This window comes from Acidicapsa borealis (assembly GCF_059115245.1).
The window spans coordinates 2,704,999-2,729,668 of sequence record NZ_JCACNY010000001.1 but is presented as its reverse complement, the minus strand read 5'-3'; the positions used below and the strand labels follow the sequence as shown (position 1 = coordinate 2,729,668).

Below are 24,670 nucleotides of genomic sequence, written 5' to 3'. Positions count from 1 at the left end.
TCGCGTGCGTCGTGCCAGTGCCAATGATGGTGCGGAAGCATCGGCAAAGAAGCCGGTCTCCGCTGCATCATCCGCTCCCCAAACACCGGCAGTTGTGGCGGGTTCGAGAGCATGATCCTCCCTCTACATCCGTGGCAGTACCAGAGCGGTGCTGCGCACCGGGTGTATTTCGACACTCCACCCCTAGTAGGGAGCTGTTTAGCTCCCTGCGGGAGCTAATGGGTTCCGTGGCAAAGTACAGGACTTACGAAAATCAGGGAGCTAGTTAGCTCCCTGCAATTTTCGAGAATTGGAGCACTGCGGCATGGCGATTCTTGATGCACAGATGACTACAAAACGCGGCAAGATTCGTGGCCGTGAGAGCCGAAACCAGACGCTCACGACCAAAGTCACGGCGACGGAATATCGCGCCGTAGAGGATGCCGCAAGCGCGGAAGCCAAGACAACCGGCGAATGGTTGCGCGACCTGGCATTGGATGCTGTTGCCGCACGAACAGAAGCCGGGGCAGAAACGGTCATGCTGCCGGAGATCGTAGGCGTCCGTTTGCTGCTCGTGAATGCGCTGCGCTCGGTTGCTATCGGGCAAACGATGACACCCGAAGCATTCGACAAGTTATTGGACCAGATCGGTACGGCGAAGCATGAGCTGGCCGGAAAACTCCTGGCCGAAGGAAGGAGATAAGGCAATGACAAAGACGATGTGGGGTCGCAAGGAGACGATCATCTGGCCGCAACACCGGCCCATCTATACCTATGGCGCGATTTTCGCCGCCATCATTCTGACGGTCGTGTTTGTCTATGCTCGACTTCGGTTTGTCGGTACGCCGTTGCAGCGGTTTTATATGCCGGTCTATGTACGTACATCCTTTCTTGGATCACTCAGCCGGACGCATCGCAGCCAGTACCGGATGCTCTTTCTGGCAGGACGCGGCATAAAGCCAAGCCCTGCCATGACTAATGACGTCGTGCATGGAAAGACCATCGAGCCGGGCGGGAAGATCATTCCACTGGCGCTCTCCCCTTCTGCCGTTCAGCACGGAAACGACCTGCTCTTTCGCGGCCCGGTCCGGAACTATGTGGACGCCCGGCTGTGCGACTACCTCAAAGTCGCCATCTATAAGAATGACCTGTCGGCCACGCTCAAAATCCCGCTGATTTGCGTCGCTGGCATCTTCCTGCTCCTATTGCCGTTCGCCGTCACAAAAGACGTGAAGCGGCAGAAGGCGCTCAAGTATGGACGGCGGCTGAAAGGCCCAGAACGTCTCACGCCGCAGGAGTTCAATCGAGCCGTCAAGGGCGATGGTATCGGCTTCAAAACCGATGACATGAAAGAGATGATTCGCATTCCGGCGAAGGCCGAAGCGCAGCACATGCAGATCATCGGCGACACAGGTTCAGGCAAGTCCGCCTTGCTATTTCAAGTGCTCCGGCAGGTGCAGGGTCGTGGCGATTCCGCCATCGTGTATGACCCTGCCCGCGAGTTCGTGAAGCGGTTCTACGATCCATCACGTGGTGACGTAATTCTCAATCCGCTAGACGCTCGCTGCCCATATTGGGGGCCAGCCGAAGACCTGCGCAGCCGTTCCGAAGCAAAGGCGTTGGCCGCGTCGCTCTTTCAACCACCACAGGATCGTAAGGGAGAGTTTTTCATCGAGTCACCGCAGAAAATCTTTGCCTTCCTGATGGCCTACAGGCCGACGCCGGATGAGCTGGTGCAGTGGATGTCGAACCCGGATGAGATCGACCGCAGGCTGAAAGGGACGGAACACGCACACCTGATTGACCCGCGAGCGCAGCAACAGCGTGCCGGTGTTCTCGGCTCGCTTGGCCTGGTTGCGGACAGCCTGCGCCTGCTCCCGAAGAGAGGCGAAGGCAACGGCGCATGGACGGCAACGGAATGGGCCGAGAAACGGAAAGGGTGGATCTTCATTACGTCGCTTCCAGCAGAGCGCGAAGCCCTCCGTCCGTTGCAGAGCCTATGGATTGACTGGCTGGTTTTGCGGCTCTTGAATGAACCGACCAAAGAGCAAAAGCGAGTATGGTTCGTCATTGATGAGTTGGCGAGCTTGCAGAAGTTGCCGCAGCTTCATACGGCCATCACCGAAGGGAGAAAGGGTCAGAATCCCGTGCTGCTTGGCTTCCAGGGCAAGGCGCAGCTGGAGTATCTGTACGGCCATCTAGCCGAGGTGATGCTGTCGCAGCCTGCGACCAGCGTTTGGCTTACGACCAAGGAGCCGAATGCCGGGGAATGGGTGTCCAAGTTCATCGGCAAAGTCGAGATCGAACGTCTGCGTGAGACGCACTTCGATGGGACACGCGCAGGACACAATTTCACCATTGAGAGGCAGGTTGAGCCGTTGGTGCTGGAGTCCGAAATCTCCGGTCTGCCGGACCTTCATGCCTTCATGAAATATCAGAACAAGGTCACGTACTTTTCCTTTCCGTACTTCGATATGCCGGAGGTCGCCAAGCCCTTCGAGCTGCGCGAACGCCCAGATGACAAGCTGCCGTATATCCCAAAGACGGAACCCGGTACGGCTGAATTGGCACAAGAGCCGCAGCCATCCGCTGCTCCCGTCGAACCTCAGCCACAACCCAATGAGCCTGCCGCAGCGCACGAGATACAGCAGGAAGTCACCGTGCAGGACGATACCAGCGAGCAACAGGCCCTCACCTTCAAGGGATAAGGAGCTGCCATGCTGAACATCTCGAAGCCGCTCTCCGCGTCCCAGGCACAGACCTATCATGCCAAAGAGTTCACCGCCGCCGACCAGAACTACTGGAAGCAGGGCGACACCATTCAGGGCGAATGGCAAGGCAAGCTGGCCTCTGAGTTTGGTTTGTCTGGAGCCGTGGGCGCGGAAGAGTTTGCCTGTTTGTCGGAAGGTCAACACCCGGATACCGGCAAGCAGTTGGTATCGCATCGCGTCGTCCATGAATACAAGAACGCGGATGGCAAAGTCATCTCTCCGGTCGAGCACCGAGCCGGTTGGGATGCCACGTTTTCCGCACCCAAGTCCATCTCTCTGACCGCCCTTGTCGGTGGCGATGACCGCGTGCGCGAAGCACACCGCGAAGCCGTGAACGTCGCCTTGAATGAATTGGAGAAGTACACGCAGGCTCGCATCGGCGGCAACAATCCCGCCGAGACTACTGGCAAGTTTGCGGCGGCGAAGTTCGAGCATGACACCGCCCGTCCGGTCGATGGTTACGCTGCGCCGCAGCTCCACACGCATGTCGTCATCTTCAACATGACCGAAGGCGACAACGGAAACATGCGGGCCTTGCAACCGCATTCTCTTTTTGAAAGTCAGCAGTTCGCCACCGCCGTCTATCAATCCCACCTGACCTACAAGCTGCGCGAGCTTGGCTATGAAATCGAAGCCGGTAAGAGCGGCGCACCTGATGTGAAGGGCTATACGGCAGCCTATCTTGAGGCATCCAGCCCACGTCGTCAGCAGATAGAGGAAGCCCTCTCTCGCAGTGGCTTCACTGGCCCGGAGGCTGCGCAAATCGCGGCACACAACACCCGCGATCGGAAGGTGATTCTGTCTCCCGATCAAATCCTCGCGGCGCACAAACAGATAGCCGATGAGTTCGGCAATCAGGCCGATAGAGTTGTTGTCGAGGCGCGAGCGCGCCGACAGGGGCAGGCGCAAGAAGCACCCGCCAAGGAACACCAACAACAGGTGCGCGAAGCTGTGACCTTCGCCCGCGATAAGGGCTTCGAGCGTGAGGCGGTTGTAGACGAACGCGCTCTCTACGTGGATGCGTTGCGCCGGGGTATGGGTGAGATGACCTACCCGGAGGTCCGCGCCAGCTTCGAGACCCGCATCGCCTCCGGCGAGTTCAAACAAATCGTTGACGATGACTCGAAGGCCGGGCGCAGGTTCACCACCGCGGCGACCATCAAAGCCGAAAATGAAATCGTGCAGAAGGTGCGAGACGGACAGAGCCGCGCACCGCAGATTATGGGGATTGAAAGCGCGGTCCCGCTCGTAGATTCCCGTCCTCATTTCAATGCCGCACAGAAGCGGGTTGTCGAAGAAGTGCTTATTTCTTATGACCGCGTACAGGGATTGCAGGGACGGGCAGGCAGCGGCAAAACTTCAGTCCTGGCAACCATCCGTGAAGGAGCGGAACAGAACGGCTACTCTGTGGAAGGATTTGCGCCGACATCGCGTGCTGCGAAGCAATTGCGAGACGCCGGAATTCAGGCGGACACGTTGCAACGCTTCCTCGCGGGCGGCGGCCTGCAAGCCGCCGACGATCCCGCGAGAAGGCATCTCTACATAGTCGATGAGTCCTCGTTGGCATCGACACAGCAGATGCGCGACTTCCTGAATAAGATTGGCCCGCAGGACAAGGTTCTGTTGATTGGCGACACTCGCCAGCATCAGGGCGTCGATGCCGGGAAGCCCTTTGAGCAGTTGCAGGAGGCGGGCATGAGGACGGCGCAGCTTGACCAGATCATGCGCCAGAAGGATGCCGCACTTCTCAAAGCCGTAGAGCATTTATCTAACAATGAAACCGCTGTGGGCGTTGAGATGCTGGCGCAGCAGGGCCGCATCACTGAGATCGTTGATCCGGAACAACGGGTCGCAGCTATCGCCAAAGACTATTCTGCCCATCCCGAAAATACGCTCATCGTGTCGCCGGATAACACTTCGCGCCGCACCATCAATCAGGCCGTCCGGCAGGAGTTGCAGACGCTTGGAGTCTTGGACAGCAAGGACCATTCCATGCGCGTGCTCACGCCGCGCAATGACATGACCGGAGCCGACCGCGAATGGGCCGCACGCTATCAGCCCGGCGATGTGCTGCACTACGTTCGCGGCAGCAAAGAACACGGCATCGAGGCCAGAAGCTATGCCCAGGTCGTGACGACCAATGCTCCTGAAAATCTCGTAACCGTGCGAAAGGCGGACGGCCAGCAAGTGACCTACGATCCCTCACGGTTGCGTGGCGTCGCTGTCTACCGCGAGATCGAGCGGGAGTTTGCGATTGGAGACAAGATCCAATTTACGGCTCCATCGAGAGACTTGCAGGTTGCTAACCGTGACCTTGGCACCATTCAGCACATCGGAGAGGATGGCAAGATCAGCGTTCGCATGGATGGTACAAAAGACAGGGTGGTGCGCTTCGATGCTAACGACATGCGGCATCTGGACCACGGCTACGCTGTCACGTCGCACAGCTCACAGGGACTCACATCGGAGCGGGTGTTGGTCAACATTGATACGGGGATTCATCCCGAGCTGATTTCGAGCAGATTCGCTTACGTGTCCGTCTCTCGCGCCTCGCACGATGCACAGATTTATACCAATGACGCTGCTTCGCTCGCTGGCAAACTCAGCCAGGAAGTGAGCAAGAGTGCTGCTGTCAGCTTTGGCAATACACAAGGCAATTCCACGCAGCAGGGACTATCCCTTGGTGTACGCTAGTTGGGGATTTACCCATGTTTCGAGAACACGGCGGTAGCCTCCAAGTGGAGATGCTAAGACCTATTTAAGAAACCGATTCCTCATAGGTCAATCTTCGACGACTTCTCTTTGCGGTGAACCATGGCCACATGAGCTTCGCCGTTCGGTAGTCCTGAATACAACATTTGAAGCTGATGGAACCCATTTACCGAATCGCTGCATTCGATCACGAATAACAAGCGTCCACCTATATCCGACGGCTTGAAAGGTGCAAATTGCACCTCCGTCGTTTCTCCTTTAAGTAGTTCGTGGACGGTGTGTTCACCCAAAGTAACATGACCGGTCCGAGTCAAAATCGAATCGTCGATCCGAAACGTTGCACTTACGACCTGCGCCCAAGAACCAAGATAAATTGCAGCCCCCTCGCCGACGTTCCGAATTGTCACAATAGCTCGAACCGCAGTGACCGTCGGATCGAGAAATCCCAACTCACTGGCTGGACTGTGTTCGGTGGCAGATGTCTCCAACTGGACGGACCCGCTTGAAACCAGAAGAGGCGTGATTGCGGCTCTGTTCGTGATCTCTCCCAGTTCCATCATCCTGCGCGCATACCGGGTGTAGAAATACAACCCCACCAAACCTAGTAAGCCCGCTAAGGCGGCCAACCCCGTCGCGTTCTGCCCGTACGTCAACCAGTGCCACGGATGGAGAATCTGATAAGAGAAGTTCTTCATAGATATCTTGCTTTGTCCTTAAATGCCTGACGATTTGTGAGCTTGCGTCATGTTGCCGCCTCGCCAGCCTTCGCCAACGTACCAGATCGTTTGCTCCCCACTACGGTGAACGACATTTAGTGAGTCGGTGAGGGTCAGCTCTCCTTTGATTTTGGCGTTGGCGAGACTCAGCGTTTCGGGAATATAGAACTCAAGGTATCCCCGTAAGTGCTGCCCGCGTGCAACCAAGTTCTCGCTCAGAATCGCCGCAAGATCATCCGTTTGCATGTTGACCAGGTTCTCAGCACCCGTGCCGGGTTCCCGCATTGTGACCAAGTTGAACGGATCGACCGTCGTCCAACCTGCGTCTTTCACAGTTCGTCCATCCTCAAGCGTCAATGTCACTGTGAAATGCTTCATGGTTGCCATTCCCACGGAGCGGTTGACTACGGTGGCTTCCAGAAGGACGAAAGGCCCCCCGCCGCCCGTCCAGCGATAACATCTGCCAAGTTCAATCTTCAGGTCTGGGGCTACAAGGTATTCCTCTGCCGCGATACCTTGTTGTCTCTCCGTTGCCCAGATGCGATAGGTAGCAATGAGCGCGCAGATGCCGGCAAATATCCCGAATGTCATCCGGGCATACCTTGCGTTATAGAAGAGCGCAAGGGCTGCGGCAACCACTGAGAGGGACCCAGACATAAGCGATCCAGCGTCTTTGAGTAGTGCGCCTAAGAATGTCTGGATGGATGCACGAGGAACCATGCTTAGGCACCGCCTCTATACAGTAGACGTTCCATTTCGTGAGCTTCCGTGACGCCGAGGCCTACTAGATGGCTCAGAAATCGGTCAAGCCTCGTCCGCACCGCGTCAGCTTCGAACGCTTTTGGCGATTCGTTCAGAATCTTCACAAGCACCGCACAGATGCGACGACCGACGCTCCACTCGACCCAGAACTGATTGCTCTCGGGAAACCGTTCAAGCCATTGTTCAGCGCAACCTAACACGTATGGCACTTGAACTTCGTGCGGTGCGACCTCAAAGTAGTTCAAATACAGAAAAGCCAAAAACGGAGAACGGCATGCGCCGATGAACTCTTCAAGAAGCGGCAAAAACGGATCTGTGTCTCGAATGAGATTTGGAGGAACGTAGCATTTCGATGGAGCGAAGTGAGCGTTGTAGATGTTGAAGCAGATAGCCGCAAACGCCGGCGCGATATCCGAAGTCACGCTTGTTTCGTCCCGATCCTTGTTCCATGTGAACATGCGCGTGCTTTGCAGTTGCGCCATAACGAAAGCGCGAACGCGAGTGAGTTGCGAGGGGGAAAGCGTTTGGAAGTCGAGATAGCCAACATCGGCACTGCGTAAAAACGGTGTCACGGTATCCATCAAGGGCTCGTCCGGAAGCTCTGTAAAGAAGTCGCGGAGGCGCTGTTCAAACGCTTCCTCTTCCATGTGCTTCATACACCTGGCTGCAGCTTCAAAGTAGACGGCATTCCACTCAGAGGGGCCACGTTCAAAACGCTCCTCCTTGTCTCCTCCATACCCGTTCGCTTGCTGCGTCCAGATCAGGTAGGCCTCGATCATGTCCGCCAGCCATGACGCGGGAGACTTTCCGAGCAGTGGACGGCTATGTCTGAGCCACAAAGCTGCGCGGTGATAGTCAACTCGGACATGCATCAACTCTTTTGAGACAGGTTCGGGCGTCTCGGGGGAAAGCGTTCGTTTCCGCGGCGGTCTGGGCTTTGCACGCTTTATCGGGAATGCTGGCCACATCGGTTCGCTCGCATCACCATTTAGCCAGCTTTGTTCGCGTCGGATGCGGTCGGCAATTCGGGCTTCCAAGAGCTTGTTGCGTTGAGCTTTTTCTGTTTCCGAGATGTTCCAGGCATTGTCAGGCCTGATAGCTCCTTCGAAAGCACAACGTATCAGAGAGGCAGTAAGCTTAGGGTCGGTTTGCTGAATGAGGGGTAAGGTCGCCCCATAGCCGTGAGCGGCTCCATACCCGACAGCGCATGCGAAACGTAGGAGGCGGTCTTCATCTCCTGCACGACGGGAACGACGCATTAGTAAAACCTGTCCCGCGAAAGCAATGGCTGGCGGATTGAAACGCAAACCGTCCCGATGCAAATAAACCGGGTCAGCCTCACCCTCGTACACTCGTTCGAATATGGATCGCACCCAAGAGCCTTCCTGCTCCAGAAGCTCTATCGAACCACTGCGCGCTACTAGCGTTGCAGTGGATACGACTGCCTCTGTCATTGTCAGAAATTCCCCAGAAGCATCGAACCCCGGTCGCTTGTCAAAAACGCTCTCGTGCTTCTTCGCCCACGTCACCGCTTGAGCTAGAAACTCCTGTGTCGTTTCCGCGCGTTTATAAAGCTCATTCAAGATCGCCATTCGAAGCATGTTTTCTTCCAGATGCGGCGCCGCCTTCTTTCGAATCGGTCCCATCTGGTTTTCTTCTGCTGGCGGTGCCTTGTATTGGTATTGCCCTGTCGCTTCGCCTCCGGCTCCGACCACAGCAACCCAATTCTTTTGATCAAGGACATTCAAAGCATGAAGAGCCATCATCCGTGGGTCACCAAGATCGGAGTGCTTCATCGGCTGGCCCAGGCGCTTACTCGCGTCGTCGAGCAGTGTGTGAACGACCCGTCGTTTGTCGTTCGGGCCAAATGTGACCTGTGTCAGTAAATCGTACAGACTGACCTTTCTGGAAGGACGCTGCCTAAGGCTGTCTAGAGTTGCTAATCCATTCGGCTCTTTCTGAAGATCCTTCAGGCCGAAGATATCGGGGAACTCCACATTTTCATGGCCAGGACGCCCTAGTTCCAAACAAAGCAGCTCTGGACATCCGAGGAACGGGAGGGCGGCGTCCGCAGATTCCGGCCAGTGGGAAATGAGCATGTCTACGGCAATGAGCAGCACAGCGGTTGAGCAAGCAGGATTGCTCACAATATCGCTCACGACCCCCTCGACTGAGTCTCTAGCCTCAATCCGACGATGCCCCCATGCTTCCAATGCCATCAGTGCGGAGACGGCGAGGCTTGGAGCATTGCCATACTCCCTAGACCACATATAAAAATCAGACCAGTCATACCGTTCCTGCTTGCCATTGCGAACCAGCAAAACTGGCCGGTCATCCTGCTCATTCTCTCGCTCAAAGCCTACGGCATACCGCACAAGGTCGTGGACGAGACGCAAGCCTTCTTGTGGAGCATGAACCAAGAGATCGAGAAATGGGCCTTGTGCAGGACTCGACGGCAGAAATTGTGAGTCGGTGTACTCGAATGGCCGTTCTGGCAGCGCATCATATTGGCCTCGCCGCCTCCGTCGTGGCTCCTTTTTGATGAATGTATCTAAGGCAAAATCAACGAGGTCTTTCGGAGCGGTTTGCGCCAGTGTTCCTTTGAGCTTGAGAATTTCAATGCGCGTCTCTTGACTGTTCTTTGTCCCTTTGAAGGATTGAAGGTATTTGCTCGCAAGTTCCGGTGTGTGCTGGCTGAAGAACAACAGCGTTGTCCGACACTCCTCCTCCATGACCTTGAGCTGGGGCCTTTGGATAGTTCCTCCAAATGCTCGCTTCGACAGGTCGTAAGGATCAGCTTCGTGTTCAGCCTCAATCGCAGTCAGCCACTCATACATGTATGGAAGAATGAGCTTCGTGAGCGGGTCGGCTCCGAGGGTTCCCATGATGTATGTGGAGTACAGCTTTACAACGTCTGGAAGAAGGGTCTTTGGCAGTTGATCCACCATGACAAGCGACCACATGATGAGATGGGCAGCCGACCTGTTCCGAGGGACTTTCCAGCTATCAGGGATCAGGCCAAGCTCAATGTTTGCTCCTTGCAAGCGCCGGAGGGCCGGTTCAAACTCCACTGCCAGTGTGTAGCGAACAAGTTCCTTGAAGAGTGCGCCTTCGTCTTCCAATAGCAGAAGGCCTGCAACCATCATGCGCTTCACTGAATCTTCGGAGCGAACGATTGCGAGAACAGCCGCCCTTCTCCAGGTCTCATGTGATCCGTTCAGCGTTGTGACAAGCTCTTTCCATCGTTGCACGCCCTCGGAGTCTTCCAGCGCAAGCCGCGCGGCCAATTCTGTACCGCGAGCTTGGTCAGGGTTCGCTCTCTCTTGAATATTCGGAACTGAGGTGAACCCACGATCTTCGAAGAAAAGGTTCGCAAACGCCCACTCGCGTAAGACATCGTGCCGAAAAGCAAACCGATCCCTGCCATACTCCCGTATGCTGCCGCTTTGCTTGAGCGAATCGATTACTTGGGCGCTTTCATTTGAACCATCGAATAATTCATTGGATACGAGCGCGTGACGACCTAGTTTCACAAGGAATCGAGCGCGCTCCCGTAGGTTTGCGTCTTCAGCTCCATCGGCAAGCTCCCACCAATGTCTTGCCATCTGCGCCTCTGTCGCAGGCCAAGAGTCGTTATCGCTACGTTCAACGAGTCGAGAGAGCCGGAACAGATTTCTTACAATTTGTCGCGCCGGATGTTGTTCCGAAAGAAGAGAAGCCAGTCTCGGAGCACCGGTACGCAACTCATCAACCTCTTCACCACTCAGTTCGTCAAGCTGAAGCAAAGCTGGGGTTCCCAAACGAGTCATGGCGTCCTTCGGTAGCCACGATGGTTCGAGCTTGCCAAAGTCGATACGAGCGGTAGCAATCACTCGCATGGTTGGGTGCCGTGACGCGAAACTCACAAGATCGCCGACCGTCACCCGTTCTTCTGGACTGTAAAAATCCAGGTTGTCTACGAACAGGGCCTCGACACCGCTGAGGGACACCTCATTCATTAGGTCGCGCCCATCGCCGTCGTAGCCAGTGAGTGCTTTAAGTGTCATCCAACCGCGTCCCACCACCCGATTCGGACTTAGCACAAGGTGACGAGCTTGCACCGATGAAGATTCAGCCAGTCGGCGTAGTAGTCCCGATTTTCCGACTCCAGCGTCCCCACGGATTTCGATATAGCGCGAACTTTGCATCGCGTCCTGGACGGCCAGGACACGCGCTTCGCGTAGGAGGGTCACTCCTCCAACACTTTCGTCAAAGCCGTTCATCGCCAGTTCTGTTTCTTCGAAGAGCGTTGCGAGCGCCTGCCGATTGCTTCGCGTTCCAACCAACCTAAAGGCGTGTAAGGCGGTAATCAGCTCTGCGCGATTCTTACTTCCGCCGACCTCCGCCATATCCTCAGCCAAGGTAATGAGTTGTGACCACAGTTTCGAGGCTTCTGCGGAGCTTCCGTTCTCAAGCGCACGCAACGATCGTTCACGCATGAGCTCTGTTGTTGGAGCCGCAGGTGAGTCGAAATCGAAGACAAGAATCTGTACGCGACGCAACAACTTCCAGACGAACTCGTCTCCGTGGTCGTATCCAGCAGCCTCCAAATTGTTGCGGAAGACCGATACGAAGTTCCGCATCGCTTGGTTCGACGTCCCGGTACGATTCAGGCGTTCATGGAACGTCTTCGCGTCCTCTAGGTTTCTCGCCCAGCCCAAGACATCCTGATAGGACGGCTCCGTGCTTTGCGTTGGGCGAGCTACAGCGATTCCAAGTTGATGATGGTTCGTCCAGAAACCTTCGAGAGACGCTGCCTTTCCCATCTGGGCGACGACATCCCGGAACTCTTCATCGGAGGCGGTGAACGTCATGCTTCGCTTTACTTGAATTTCCAGAGTCGCGGCATTGCCGTTCTGATCGACTCCGCGGATAACGATGTCATCAAGCGGATGTCCTTCTTCGCTCCGCTGTGTTCGGACGGATTCAATCCGGCAACCGGGCAGACCACGGGCATCGACCTCCAGAAGCATCGACAGCAGATAGCTCGCACCGACTTTCCCCTCAAAATGTGTTCCCGCGCCACCACTTGAAGCTGGACTCGTCATCTTGCGCCCGTCTCCGAAACACTAGATATGCTGTTGTTCCAACAGTCCATTAGACCCTATTTCCCTGTGTAGTCGGATAATCAAACTTGCGGGTGATTTTGCCCATAGGAGAACGATGTCGTCGTCAAACCTCGATAGCAAGTTTCAAGGCATCTGGCAGCGAGCGCTCAATGAACCTTCGCTTGAGAATTTAACGCCTGAGATCATCGTGGAGTGGGCAGTAAGCAAGGGCCTAGCGAATCCGATAGCGACCTTACGCGATGTCGGCCCATTCCATCCGACACCGAGCATCGTATTGGAAGTTGCCGGCGGAAAAGCTTGCTTTCCCAAAAAGAGCGCGACTGGCGACCCTTCGTGGGAACTGCGGCGTCAGGCCAAAGAAGATGAAGCAGTCCTATGGAAAAAGATGGAATGGTTTGCCCCTCTCTGGTTGCCGATGGGGAAGATTCAGAAGATGTTGGCTGCGGTTAAGCACTGCACGAACGAAAGGGCGATCGAGCTTTTCGACTACCATACGTCAACGCTCTACACGCTGGCTTTCAAGGCAGTATGTATCGCTCAGATAATGCCTCTGGCCAGAAGTCTTCAGGAGATCGTTCCTTTAGCTCGGGAAGCCTATCTCGGCTTCTATAGCGGCTATAAAGCGTCTAGTATCGCCGCGCTCATTCCCGCGATAGAAGGCAGTCTCACCAGAATTGCCGCGCATCTCAGTCCGGACGCATCTGCGCCAGATAAGATCGATCATGCAATCAACCGTGCAATTCGAACAGCGGCTGACCTCCACTTTGAGGGAATGTGGGCTCCTGACACATACAAAAACGTTGATTATCTCTTTGCGCAAGATGAATGCGTATTTGCCTTTGAGACGTTTCGCCGTTGGCTCAAAGACTTTTTTTTCTGCAATACAGACTCGTATCAAGGGTTGACATGGCTCAACCGGCACATGTTCGCACATGGAACGGCTTCTTCATGGCAAGAACCGGCCAACTTCAGCCGGTTGCTAATTGCGCTCACGACCTTAGCTGCAATCGAATCCTGGTACGACGCGAGCCACTCTGTGTCGTTTATGCTCCCCGCTATGAATAATGACAGTACATTGCTCTGGCAGCAGGCTCGACTGCAGGCTGACGTCCAAATGAAGCTGAAACTGATCGAACAGGATACCTATCAAAAACATGGTCGGCTTGTTCCAGAAACGCCCTCCGACAACGGCGTTACGCTTCGGAGCGCTCTGCTTTCTGAAGAATGTATGCGCGATCTGGTCCGTCCATTGCGCGATGCAGGCTGGAGTGTCGAAGTAGGCGAGCCTGACGCGAAGGCGCTGCATATGACCGTCACAGCATCCCACCGGGACAAGCGCCTCGCTGTAGCGCTGCTCTTTAGTTGCGGAACCGCTAACAGCATCTACCAGATGCTGGCTGAAAAATGTGACGTGATTCTCTACCGAGGCGCGCCATACCATCAGGAATCATTCGCCCACGGTGTCTCTATTCATGTTGGCCCTGTACTAGGATGGCAGCCTCCGCAGGCACGTTGGCGTTGGAGATTCTTCTGGGATAGCATCGCGAGCTGGATTCGCAGGTGTCTCAAAGCGATAGTTTCGCTATTCTCATAAGCATGATTGGTCAGATTGAACTTACGGATTCCGAAACTGCCCTTTACGCTCAGGTATCGGAGGCAGAACGCTTGCTTGGCACGGATCATGATTACCAGCGGGTTCAGCTTGCAGGGGTGGCTTCGCGAGAGCTGATCCAGCTCCTGATGCAACGACACGCGATTCCAGAGCAGCGGCTTCGTTACTTCGCTGAGAAAGCCTACAATCCTTCCGACGCGCGTGCTTCGAAACGGGACCGGTTCCTGCAAAACGCCGGTTCTGCTGATGCGATGTACGAGCATCCCCACTTTTGGAAGTGCTTACTGTACTTCATTAACGGCGCCGACTTGCCGCGTCCGGTCGTCCTGGCATTTGCCGAAATTGCTAAGAATGAGATGCGCGACTGGGACGCTCTTTCCAAATATGCGCGGAAGGCAACCCGGACTCTTCCAGGCGATTCAGGGAGCAAGGCAGAGGAATTCTTCAAACTTGCGTTAGATTGTGGATGCAGCTTGACCGAAGCGACGGGTATCCGCCGTGCCGTGATGCAGGTGAAAGCGAAGTAGCTTTACCTCTGATGTTCGATCCGGCTGGTGTCTACCGCGCATCGTTCTGCCGCACTACTTGCGGAGTTCGCTCCCAGCCAACCACCGTGAACGGCGTTTCTCAGGACCGGTGTTTTCGGCAGGCGCGAGCGATTCATTGAGTGCATTGGCCTGTTACCAATAATTGAAGTCAGAGGCTTGGCTGAGTCGCAAACGTCCATCTTCGGATGGATGTTATGCCTAGGCCTGGGCCGGGACCTTGAACCCAAGTCCTCTGCCGTCCCGCCGTAGAGGTTTGAATCATGCAACCCCAACAAACCACGTACATCGGTTCGCCCGTTCCAGCATTCTCGAGCGATCCTAGTCAGCTTATCAAACCCTCAACGAGCCCACGCCTTCTGTCTTCTCGGCCTAATTTTCTAGCCCAGCATATCCAACATGTTTCCAACATGTTGCAACTTGAGCACCTCGCGCTCATATTATCTACATGTTCATTGACGGCATATCTTTCTCAGGCGATAATGAACGCTCCCTCTGATAGCTGGTCCTTTTGACGATCTGTCCAAATGGGGACCATTTATTTCAACACCGCATTCAAAAGGACAGATTACTGATGAGCACAACCGAACTGACTACCCTTGGTCTCGCTCTCGACCGTTTTCTTCAAGAAGAGATTGCTATTCCGGTGACCGCCCGCAGCAGTGCCTCAACAAGCCAAAACTATCTTCGCGGCGTTCTCAGGAACAAGGCATCTGCTGACGCCGAATTTCCCGAAATTCTCACGAAAGCCGATGCGGACTTTCTCGGTGGATCTTTTGCACGCCACACCAAGATCTGGCCGCTAGACGATATCGATCTCTTCATTCCTCTGAACGGCGGCGATTTGATTTACATAAACAATGGATACCGCCTTCCATATCGAATAGCTGCGGATTCGGCAACCACCCGGCTGACCTTGCCGAAATGGAAGGTTGGCGAATATGTGAGTTCAGTGAAGGTGTTGGAGGGATTTCAAGCCGCTCTTCAAAAAACATATCCTTCGTCGGAGGTTAGCGCGGATCGTCATTGTGTCAGCATGCAAATGACGGTAGCGGCAACAAGTGCATCTGATGGAATCGGCTTCGACGTGGTACCGTGCTTCCTGTTGCATCCCGATGACGGTTCCGAAAACTTTTATCTCGTTCCCGACGGCAACGGAGGGTGGATGCGATCCAATCCTAGAAAGGACACCGACATTTGTGCAGATCTTCAGGATTATCACGGAGGAACATATCGCAAAGCCGTACGCCTCTTGAAATATTGGAACAAGACTCAGCTTGACGATCAATTTCAGTCGTACTACATCGAGTTAGTCGTTTCCAAGCGATTTGGTCAACTTAAGGCGGAAGGGAAGAAAGTCAGCTACACCGCGCAAGCATTTGATTTTGCATTTGGCGCACTTGCGGCTGCATACGCTTCCGGCGCGGCTCGCTCGTTAGTCGTTGACGCACCCGATGTGCCAGCACCGAATCTTACTGCAACGCAGGTGGCGACACTAAAATCCGACACAGCAAATGCGAATATTGCATTTCGGCAAGCCTACAATGACAACAGCGCTGAAACCGCATTTGTAACGATGAATGCCATTTTTGGCGTGGATTTCTTTTGATGAATCTTTATCAAGCTTCCCGTTGGTTCTTCTCGCGCAGCGAGAGATGCATGAAGTGGTCTCTCTACTTAGGCGTGCTTCTTTTGGGTTTGACTGTTGTAGGCATAACTGGACTAAGTCCAGTAGAAGACGCATTTCTTATCTTGAGCGTGGCTACGATTCAAGTTTCCCAAATGTGGATGAAATACCGCTCGCTCTATTGGTTTGGAAAAGGAGACGAGCCTCGGAGGATGGACCAATTCCGATCAGGCTTGGGACTAGCTCCTTCGCGTGAAAGATGCGCTGCAATAGAACTCATCACGGGGGAGTGTAACGAGCCTACCAAAGCCGATTATTGGCTTTCTCGAAAACCTGCAGGACCTCTTCGGATGACTGAAATGATCCTCGAGTCGTCTTTTTCGACCAGGTATTACGCCCAGAAGTGCTTAGTACGCTTTTGGACAATTGGGGCGATTGGCTTGGGAGTCTGCATCGCCGCCATCATCACTGCATTTGAGCTCAGGAAGTTGGACCAAACCTCCGATCTGACGGCGCACATCATCATCACGATCTTCATATTCTTCCTTACCGGAGATTTTTGGATATTGGGTTCTCAGTATAGGGACCTGAAAGTTTCAGCGAACGACTCTCACTTACAAGCTGTTAGCCTTTTGGAGACTGGAGCTCAAATAACCGAAATCCGAGCCTTGGAGCTGGCGATGAGCTACAACACAGCGGTTGCCCAAGCACCGCCCTTGCTATCCGGTTTCTATAAAAAGCGGCAGCCAGAAGTTGACGCAGTCTTTAGGCGGAATTACGCCACCTTGCTCGGAATCTGAAACGTACTTGGGGGCTGAGTCCATCGAATTGGACCTCAAGCCAACCGGTTTGAACGGGAGACTCACATTCGTGCGTCGCGTGGATCGAATGTGGCAGAGATCGGCCAATCATCAAACCGCAGTGCAAAGTGTAGAGCAAGCAGTAGACGGTCGGGCGAGTTATCGGCAACTCGGAATTTGCCGATCCTTTTTCTCGGTTTGCGCAAAATCGCCAACTCACTCGTGGAGGCAGACGGGGCTAGTAACACGCATTGGCCTGTTGGCAACAATTGACAATTTCTCAGAACTATTCACCTAGTCCTCAGCGCTCAAGACGAACAAGGGGCATGAAGACATCGTCTACGATTTCGCGGATGACTTCGTCAGAGAGCGGTCGACGGGTCATAAGGATGTCATGACGAACCAAATCCGTAGGGAGCGCGATATTCCTTGGCGTTAGCCGAACAACATCGATCTCTCCACGATCAACCCCGCGTTTCAGGATGCTCCGCACCAGTTCGCCATCCGTGAGCTCTTCTCTGACATCGCGGAAGTTTGATCCTTCCTCAGCAAGGTCCCGGCTCATGTCGAAAGCCAATTGAACCAGATTCGGCCGCACGCGGTTAGACATGTGAGTCAATAGGAGACGAAGCTCCTCGCGGACACTTCCCATATCCGGGACGCTTACGGGGTTCAGTTTGTATTGGCGAGCCAAGGCTGCTGTCGCCAGCTTCGAGCGCGTAGGCCAACGGCGCGAGAGTACCGGACGGCTGGTTCCAGCTCGCTTTGCAACCGATTCCATCGTCATGCCCGCGTAGCCGACCTCATTCAACTCTGCCCATGTGGCGTCAAGAATCGCGTCCTCGAGTGCCGTACCCCGTCGTCTGTTGCTGCTCGCTTTCATGTTTATAAGATACATCTTGCATCCTAACCGCTTTTGGAGCATGTAAGATACATAACGCATCTTATAACGCGTAGGAGGTTCTATATGCCGCAGAGCAGTAGCAGGACACCCCGCTCCATCCTGATCTCAGGTGCTAGCATTGCCGGCCCGGTTTTGGCTTATTGGCTCGATCAATATGGTTTCGAGGTAACGGTAGTGGAGCGAGCGTCCGCCGTGAGGAGCGGCGGGTATCCGATCGACATACGCGGTACAGCGTTCGATGTGATGGAGCGCATGGGCTTACTGCCAGCGGTTCGGGCCGAACACATTGAGTCGCGCACGATAAGCTTCGTGGATGTAGATGGAAGGGCTATGGCCACGATCTCGCCCTACGATCTGGCCGCGAATGAGGCCCGCGACGTCGAGCTACCACGCGGAGTGCTTACAACCCTCTTCTACGACCTGACCAAGAAAGGCTCTATTCGCTATCGGTTCGACGATTCCATCGAGTCGCTGGATGATGACGGTGCCGGAGTCGAGGTCCACTTCAAGAGCGGCGAGGGGGAGCGATTTGATGTAGTGGTGGGCGCGGACGGCCTGCACTCCAACACCCGCAAGCTGGTGTTCGGTGCGGAGGAGCAGTTCCGACGCGATCTCGGATTTAGCTTTAGTCTCTTTTCCTTGCCGAACGATCTGGGCCTTTCACACGGTGCGATGATTTACTCCCAGCCAGGGCGAGCGGCAGTTGCTTTGGCCGTGCGCGACAGTCCGGATTTATTTGCCATGCTAGCCTTTGCAACCGATAAGCAGAGCGCTGGCGCACGTCTCAGTAAGGAAGAGCAGATCGAGCGTACGGCCTCCGTGTTCGCGCATGATGGTTGGGAGGTGCCCAGGCTGGTCGAAGCGATGCGACGCACCGATGACTTGTACTTCGACACTGTTAGTCAGATCCGTATGCCTCGGTGGTCGAAGGGACGCGTAGCTATGGTCGGCGATTCAGCCTTCGCACCCTCTTTCCTGTCTGGTCAAGGCACGAGTCTCGCTATCGTCGGTGCCTATGTGCTCGCTGGTGAATTGGCTTCGCACGATAATCCGGCAGACGCATTCGAAGCCTATGAACGCATTGCCCGTCCTTTCGTGGAGGCAAATCAAGATTTGCCGCTTAGGAACGGTGGAACGTCGTTGATCCTGCGTACCCAAGAGGAGCTGAATGCCCGGAATCAAAGGTTTGCTTCTCTTGCGGAAGGTGTCGTTCCTAAACAGCAGAATGACTATGTGAGACAGGTTCATAACTCACTGCGCCTAACGGATTATGAAAGATAGCCTGCACTAAGACTGCTGGCTCGACCAAACGCTGTAGGCATGTGCGTCCGTGATACGTATAGGCTCGGGCTTGAGAAGCCGATCAGACGCGATGCATTGAGTCAATGCTCAGAAGAGTCCTCGATAGTGCCAAATCGCCGATGCACTCAGCCATAAAAGTTGATTGCTTTCGATACGCCGACTTACCGATACTATCCGAATCGATGTGTGCATTTGGCGATCTTGCATGAAGCACGTGCCCCAGTCCACCCAGCGGATTGCCGGAGCAAAGCGTGTTCTAACGGCGACCGTGCACTGTCCCGGGTTCACTCCGCGGTCGTGGACTTGTTGTGCGGAAAAGGTTGATGGTTTCTTATCCCCGCTACCAGCGTCGTGATCTCTTGAATCACCAGATCGGGCCTATCGTTCTGGATGTAATGATCGCTGCGTTTGGCGATGATGCGGATGCTCTGAGTGGACAGAGCTTTTGATTCCTCCTGCATCTGGTTCCAGACGACGGAGTTCGCTTTCGCGACAGAAGCGGGCCAGTTCGAAGAAAGTACCGTGGGGTCGCGCGAAAGGATCAGGACCGGAAGATCACCAAAGGGTCCTACATGGATCGTCTCTTCTCCTGAAGCCCGCTCAGCATCGAGTTCATTCTCTATTGCGTCCATTTGAGATGGAATACACGAATCTGCCTTGATCCATGCGCTGTAGGCGTCGAAGCCTGGAGGGATAGATGTGCAGGCGCCCTGGAGCCTATACCAGCCCAGCATCATGAGCAACTTCTGCCACGGCATCTCACGACGCTGGTCCTCCTGGATCTTTACCAGTTCCTTGGGAACGCGGTCGTCCTGCAGCGGCGTAGCTCCATCGACGAACACAAGCCCGGCCAGATCGCCAGGAAAATGCGCCGCATAAGACCTCAGATAGAGTCCTGAGATGGAGTGTCCCACCAGCACAAACGGCTTCTGGACAGAGGCCGCCCCGACGAGCTGGTGGAGTTCCGAGGCAATTGTATTCGCATCCTGAACGCCGGGACGCGATTCGCTCCAGCCGAAGCCGGCGCGGTCGTAAGAGCAAACTCTAGTCTGCCGTGAGAGCGCAGGTTGCACCCTCGCCCAGCTCGTGAAGTCATCACCCAAACCTGAACTCAGCACGATCGTTGGGGAGCCTTCGCCCGTGCAGTACAGGTGCATCGGATGGCCGCCAATGTTGTATAGCTTGCCGGGAACTCCAGCAATCGCACGATAGTGGCGAATGCTCAGCTCGTTGTAGGCAAATCCACAAACCCCAGCCAATACACACACAAGAATAATGATCGTGCTGATTCTGATGAGAAGCTTGCGGAATACCATCCAACTCATCCTAACAAAGCTGCCTCAGTTGCATGATTGAGCCGTCGCGTCTCGCTGGACGCGTTCAGACCAATGCGCTCATGGCGCAAGGGACTTTGGCCTACAGCGGGACATTAGTCCTGTGAAGCGCCGTTGCCTCCAGTAATCGGCGCACTTCCGAGACGCCGAGTTCAGGATAGGGGTTTGCAATTTAGGTATTACCTGGAGCGGGCTTACCTATCGGATCGGAACCTCGGGACCGTACTTTGCGTATGGTGAGGTATGCGAAGAATGTTGCCGTACGGCCTTGTACTTATGTTCACCTCGCAGGCTGGCTTGATCTTCGCCCAAAGCAAAGCCCCATCGCTCAATGGCGCACGGATTTCTCCTACGCTTTACTTTCCAAGTGCGACAGCCGAACTGTCCTCGCGGGCACCCTTGCAGGCGCGGGTGACAGAGAAGATCAAGCAGCTTCCGAATGCTTCCGTCGCGCAACTTGCCCGCGGTCTGGATGGAGTGGACGACCTCTTCGTCGCCCTGCAACGCCATCTTGCTTACATCAAGGTGCAGGCTTTGGAGAATATCGAGGACCAGGCGCTGCGTGCCGGCGGCGACCAGATTGCTGCCGCGCAGGCACAGTTGGATGCGGCCATAGCACAACGGCTACGGCTGGTGCCGTCGCCCGAGATCGCGGCTCTCGGGCGATATGCGTATCTTGCCCAGCAGCTTCAAGGGGAGGTATCTCACGGTTTCTCGCCGGATGCCGAGAGGTATCGCGATGCGGTGACGATACCGCTAGAAGCTAGCCTTTCCGACAGTTACGACAGAACGATCGAATCTCTGGGAAAGGGCGGCAAAGGGATCGCTTCGCCTGATACGGCTACGCGCCGCGCAGCTCTAGCCGCGCGCAAGAACTCTTACGATCAAGCTGCTCCTGCCGTGGCTACGTTGCTCGGCACGCTTGTTGAGGTGGAAAATCGCGACGCCATCGCCCAAGGCTATGCGAACGCAGCGGAACGCAAGTATGAGTCGCTAGGGCTGAACTCCACGCTGGTCGATCAGATGGTCGCCTCGGTGCAATCGCAGGCCAGCGTCTATCGGCATTATGAGCAAGTACGTGCTGAGCATACCGCGAAGACGCTGGGGGTTTCTACTGCACTGGCCGATGAACAGGACATCGCCAGTGCTGGCGCGAACCAGATCTCACTCGCGGAAGCCCGCGGGATGATTCTTGCGGCGCTTAAGCCGCTCGGGCCGGATTACACACGTCGATTCTCGGCTCTACTTGATCCCGCGAACGGTCGTCTCGACCTGACAGGCGGAAGCCATCGTGCTGAAACGGGGACGTCAATTAGTGCCTACGATGCACCGACCGCCCTTTACGTAGAGGGTTATCAGGGTTCGCTGCGCGATGTGAGCAAGATCGCGCACGAAGGAGGACACACCATTCATCGGGAGCTGATGAACAGTAGTGGTATCCCCGTATACGAACGAGAAGGTCCGCATTACCTCTTTGAGAGCTATGCGATCTTCAACGAACTGCTGCTGCTCGACCAGGCCACGCGATCGGCAACAACGCCGGCTGCGAAGGAGTATGCGCTGGAGCGCCTGCTCTCCAAAATCGCTCTGGAATTATTTGTCTCGACAGAAGAGACTTCCTTTGAAAAGAATCTCTATACGCAGGCTGCCGGGCACGCAATGCTAGACCGCGAGAAGGTCGATTCGATCTTCCAGAGCACACTTCAACCGTACGAGTTCTATCCGATGGCCGACGCGGGCGCTTCGCGCAACTGGATGCGCAAGTCCCTCGTGTTTGAAGATCCGCTCTATCTCGTGAACTATCTTTATGCCTCGGTGATCGCGGTCGCGCTGTTCGACAAAGCCCACTCTGACCCTGGCTTCTCAGAAAAGTATGCAGCGCTTCTGCGCCGTGGTTTCGACGCGGATCCAAAAGTGCTGCTCGCCACAATAGGCATCCGCCTCGACGACGCGCACCTGGTCGAAGGAGCTGCCCATCTCTTCGAGCAAAAGACAAATGAATTGCAGGGACTATACGCGTCCCGGTGAAGACGCATCGCGGAGAACTCGGCTGTCTCCACAACCGAGAATGCCTAAGACCGTTAGGAAATCGTTGCGCTGCGCGCGGGGGCAGAGTCCTTTAGCGAGGTCTGGCTTCCTTATTTATGTGCTCTCTGTCCAACCTGGACTCCCGGCGTAAAGAACTGGAATCCCATCGGCGAGGGGGGCTGTGAACCGGCGTGCGCAACGCTCCTACTCCAGGTCCCTTGCCCCAGAGCGCCCCTGTGATCATCGCTTCGTCCGAGCATTTTCAGGTCGAGCGGCTTCTTTGAAAAGGGCGCTCCTGCGGATCACTTCCCGTAGGCCGAATTATTGTTACCCTGTGCAGCAAATCCTAGCGCGTCGCCGAATCGATCCAGCTATGCAAAGGGTCTGTAAGGGTGGACGTGCGAAAGTCACAGCCCGGTCGGTAGTCCGGGTGACGATTTGCGTTCGTACAGTCCCCCCATCCGCTTAGGATGTAAGGCTACCTGTACGTCCTTTCCCCATCCCGGGGAGAGGAGCGATCTATGCAGATCGCAAAGTGGATCATCGCCTTTATCGCAGTTGTTTAACTCCTCACTGGTACAAAACATCGGGCGATCCAGGAACGACAGTTGGATCGTGGATCAACGCCATATGCAACCAGCGGTCACTTTGCTTCCTTCGGACGTACAATCGACCAATGACCACAAAATCGACGAGCCGACAGGCAGAGCGGCGGGATAGACGGCGTCAGGACATTCTTGACGTTGCGAGCCGTCTCTTTTCGAAACTCGGGTATGAGAATGTGACCCTCAGGGCGATCGCGGAAGAGATGGGTTATGCGCACGCGAGTCTTTACCGATATTTTCCAGATAAGTCGAACTTGTTGGCGGAGATTTGTCGAGAAACATTTTCGCTGCTTGTCATCGAGTTCGATGCGGTGTTAAGCGCGACAACTGACCCTGATGAACGCCTCTTCCAGACGACACGAGCCTTTCTCCGATTCGGCCTCGACCACCCCCAGCATTTTCGGATTGTGTTTTTCGGGCCAGAAGACCGAAACGGGATCCGGGCCGGTGACTATATCAACGAGATCGGTCGGCCCCTCTTCGATCGTCTGGTCGACGTTTTTATCGCCTGTTCGGTTGGACAAGGGGATGCAGCCAAGCCTCCACTCGATGCACGCACATGGTGGTTCTGCATCTTTGGGCTTACACAGGTTCTGGTCACGCAAGGCGAGCTCCCGCATTTGCCCAAGCCGGAGACGGTGATGGAACGAACGATCCAAGTTCTGTGGGCAGGACTGAACGCGGTGCCTCAGGTATCGACCCCTAAGAGGAGTGCGATAAAAAGTCCGCGGTTTGCCAGAAAAAAACCGTAAGTCACTTTGCAACCATTGGTCATTTATCGCATCTATTAAGACATGAACGATGTAGGCCGCTCGCCGGCCGAACTGCGTCGCTCACTAGGCATCCCCATGCCTGTAATTATGGGCCATTTCAAGCAAGAGACTGCGACGGTACGGAGTGAGTGAAAAAGATGGCGCCAACAATTGCGGTAGCAGGAGCAACGGGAAATCTGGGAATGCGCCTTGTGAGGGCGCTTCGCGAACGTGGTGCGGAGGTTGTGGCCCTCGTAAGGACGGCAACCGATGGGACCAAGGTGGCTGAACTCGAACGGCTTGGGGGCAAAGCAGTTGAGGTCGATCTGGCCACGGCTACTGATGTCGCTGAGGCGATGAAAGGGGCAACTTGCGTCGTGTCCGTCCTTGCTGGACTTCATGACGTGATCGTGGAGAGGCAGAAGGTCCTGCTTGAGGCTGCAATTCTGGCAGCTATTCCGAAATTCATCCCGTCAGATTTCTCGACAGACTTCACGGCGCTCACGCCCGGAGAGAATAGGAACTTCGACCTTCGTCGCGAGTTCCACCAGACGCTGGACGTTGCGCCTATCGCATCGACGGCCATCTTCAACGGAGCATTCGCCGAAATCCTTACCTATAACGTGCCTCTCCTTGACTTCAAGGAGAAAGTCGTCGGGTACTGGGAAAATCCTGACTGGGACATCGACTTCACGACCATGGACAACACGGCTGCGTTCACTGCTGCAGCGGCACTCGATCCGGATACGCCGAAGTCTTTGCGGATTGCGAGTTTTCAGGTCAGCCCGAACGATCTCGTAGCCTTTACCGCAAGGACTTTTGGGACGCCGTACGAACTCGTGCGACTCGGCAGCCTCGAAGACTTGCGTGCTTACAACAAGCACGAACGTGCGGCTCATCCGCAGGGGGAGAACGAGTTGTATGCAAAGTGGCAACAGAGTCAGTACGTGCAGAGCATGTTCAGCACGCATCACGAGTCGCTCGATAACGACCGGTACCCAGGCCTCATCTGGTCCAAGCTCGAAGATGTGATCAAGCCGCGGTGAGGATCGCTCGCTTATCCCAGTCTCTGAATCAGAGCATGAGGAAACCTTCTATGCGCCGTCGCACATT

Annotated in this window: 16 protein-coding genes; 11 read left to right on the top strand and 5 right to left on the bottom strand. The window is 55.2% G+C overall.

All coding sequences use genetic code 11. The features are described 5' to 3' along the window. Positions 1-304 precede the first annotated feature (304 nt). From AC5S27_RS11255 to mobF, 3 genes are read left to right on the top strand one after another with little or no spacing between them, the layout of a single operon-like run. A complete protein-coding gene (locus tag AC5S27_RS11255) occupies positions 305-682 on the top strand; it encodes a hypothetical protein (RefSeq protein WP_493934656.1) in 378 nt (125 codons plus the stop codon). A gap of 4 nt (positions 683-686) precedes the next feature. After that, positions 687-2,687, top strand: coding sequence for a type IV secretion system DNA-binding domain-containing protein (locus AC5S27_RS11250; protein ID WP_493934655.1), 2,001 nt, complete (start codon positions 687-689; stop codon positions 2,685-2,687). A gap of 9 nt (positions 2,688-2,696) precedes the next feature. Then, a complete protein-coding gene (mobF, locus tag AC5S27_RS11245; protein ID WP_493934654.1) occupies positions 2,697-5,444 on the top strand; it encodes a MobF family relaxase in 2,748 nt (915 codons plus the stop codon). Positions 5,445-5,524: 80 nt separating this feature from the next. On the opposite strand, the gene AC5S27_RS11240 is transcribed toward mobF, so the two are convergent. From AC5S27_RS11240 to AC5S27_RS11230, 3 genes are all read right to left on the bottom strand, one after another. Then, positions 5,525-6,157 (bottom strand): hypothetical protein, encoded by a 633-nt coding sequence (locus AC5S27_RS11240; RefSeq protein ID WP_493934653.1) that lies wholly within the window; start codon positions 6,155-6,157, stop codon positions 5,525-5,527. Between the two features lie 18 nt (positions 6,158-6,175). Next, positions 6,176-6,835 carry a hypothetical protein gene (locus AC5S27_RS11235; RefSeq protein WP_493934652.1) on the bottom strand — a complete coding sequence of 220 codons (660 nt, stop codon included), beginning with the start codon at positions 6,833-6,835 and terminating at the stop codon, positions 6,176-6,178. 65 nt (positions 6,836-6,900) lie between these two features. Continuing rightward, positions 6,901-12,027, bottom strand: a complete 5,127-nt coding sequence (locus AC5S27_RS11230; RefSeq protein ID WP_493934651.1) for an NACHT domain-containing protein — start codon at positions 12,025-12,027, stop codon at positions 6,901-6,903. A 115-nt stretch (positions 12,028-12,142) separates the two neighbouring features. Here AC5S27_RS11230 and AC5S27_RS11225 point away from each other — a divergent pair, with 115 nt between their 5' ends. The 4 genes from AC5S27_RS11225 (at position 12,143) to AC5S27_RS11210 (ending at position 16,632) form a co-directional block, all read left to right on the top strand. Further along, on the top strand, positions 12,143-13,642 hold the full coding sequence (locus tag AC5S27_RS11225) for a hypothetical protein (RefSeq protein WP_493934650.1): 1,500 nt from the start codon (positions 12,143-12,145) through the stop codon (positions 13,640-13,642). After that, positions 13,609-14,187: a hypothetical protein gene (locus AC5S27_RS11220; RefSeq protein WP_493934649.1), complete on the top strand. Its 579-nt coding sequence runs from the start codon at positions 13,609-13,611 to the stop codon at positions 14,185-14,187. Before AC5S27_RS11225 ends, AC5S27_RS11220 begins: the two co-directional genes overlap by 34 nt. Positions 14,188-14,779: 592 nt before the next feature. Further along, positions 14,780-15,814 (top strand): hypothetical protein, encoded by a 1,035-nt coding sequence (locus tag AC5S27_RS11215; RefSeq protein WP_493934648.1) that lies wholly within the window; start codon positions 14,780-14,782, stop codon positions 15,812-15,814. Beyond that, positions 15,814-16,632, top strand: a complete 819-nt coding sequence (locus tag AC5S27_RS11210; protein WP_493934647.1) for a hypothetical protein — start codon at positions 15,814-15,816, stop codon at positions 16,630-16,632. The genes AC5S27_RS11215 and AC5S27_RS11210 overlap by 1 nt, the downstream gene beginning before the upstream one ends. Before the next feature lie 301 nt (positions 16,633-16,933). Here the strand turns inward: AC5S27_RS11210 and AC5S27_RS11205 are convergent, their stop codons facing one another. Next, the gene (locus AC5S27_RS11205; protein WP_493934646.1) at positions 16,934-17,530 is read right to left on the bottom strand and encodes a TetR/AcrR family transcriptional regulator; all 597 of its coding nucleotides are present in this window, start codon (positions 17,528-17,530) and stop codon (positions 16,934-16,936) included. A gap of 69 nt (positions 17,531-17,599) precedes the next feature. Between AC5S27_RS11205 and AC5S27_RS11200 the strand changes: the two genes are divergently transcribed. Then, a complete protein-coding gene (locus AC5S27_RS11200) occupies positions 17,600-18,817 on the top strand; it encodes an FAD-dependent monooxygenase (protein ID WP_493934645.1) in 1,218 nt (405 codons plus the stop codon). 305 nt (positions 18,818-19,122) lie between these two features. On the opposite strand, the gene AC5S27_RS11195 is transcribed toward AC5S27_RS11200, so the two are convergent. Next, positions 19,123-20,154: an alpha/beta hydrolase gene (locus AC5S27_RS11195; protein ID WP_493934644.1), complete on the bottom strand. Its 1,032-nt coding sequence runs from the start codon at positions 20,152-20,154 to the stop codon at positions 19,123-19,125. A gap of 261 nt (positions 20,155-20,415) precedes the next feature. On the opposite strand from AC5S27_RS11195, the gene AC5S27_RS11190 reads away from it, so the two are divergent. The 3 genes from AC5S27_RS11190 to AC5S27_RS11180 all read left to right on the top strand — a co-directional run bounded on the left by AC5S27_RS11190 (position 20,416) and on the right by AC5S27_RS11180 (position 24,603). Then, entirely contained in the window at positions 20,416-22,200 is a 1,785-nt protein-coding gene (locus AC5S27_RS11190) for a M3 family metallopeptidase (protein ID WP_493934643.1), read from the top strand. 676 nt (positions 22,201-22,876) lie between these two features. Next, entirely contained in the window at positions 22,877-23,557 is a 681-nt protein-coding gene (locus AC5S27_RS11185; protein ID WP_493934642.1) for a TetR/AcrR family transcriptional regulator, read from the top strand. A gap of 158 nt (positions 23,558-23,715) precedes the next feature. Beyond that, positions 23,716-24,603, top strand: coding sequence for an NmrA family NAD(P)-binding protein (locus AC5S27_RS11180; RefSeq protein WP_493934641.1), 888 nt, complete (start codon positions 23,716-23,718; stop codon positions 24,601-24,603). The last annotated feature ends 67 nt before the right edge of the window (positions 24,604-24,670 follow it).